This window comes from Bradyrhizobium sp. CFUWI, from assembly GCF_056429085.1.
The window spans coordinates 1-401 of sequence record NZ_JBWJZE010000286.1; the positions used below are offsets into that span (position 1 = coordinate 1).

At 38.7% G+C, this 401-nt stretch carries 1 protein-coding gene; it reads right to left on the reverse strand.

The genetic code is table 11. The features are described 5' to 3' along the window. Window positions 1-155 precede the first annotated feature (155 nt). Window positions 156-401 (reverse strand): AzlD domain-containing protein (locus AC066S_RS39830; protein ID WP_478272068.1); only part of this gene is annotated, 246 nt, incomplete at its 5' end.

The following is a 401-nucleotide window of genomic DNA, read 5'->3' on the forward strand; positions in this document are numbered from 1 at the left end:
GCGGCAACAAGCCCCAGGGCAGCAAGTGATGAATATTTGATGATTTTCTTCATGATATTTCCTCCAAAATAGAATATAGTCTTATCTTAACAGAAAAAAAGCAATTACGCCATTATATGATTTCTATCTTTGCCATAGGTTTTCTTTATGTCTGACTAAAAGACCAAACGAAGGACTGCTATCAAGACCACTCCAAAGATAACCGTCCCCACCAGATTGCGGTAACGAAAGGCGACAAAGGCTGTCTGAAAGACTGCAATCAAGTCTAACCACTTTATCTGTGGGAAACTTCCAACTTTTCCTGTCACTACACTTGAAAGAATCAAGGCGAAGATAATAGATACAGGTAAAAATTTCAAAAAACGCTCTACGATTGCTGGTAATCCTTTGTACTTAGCAAG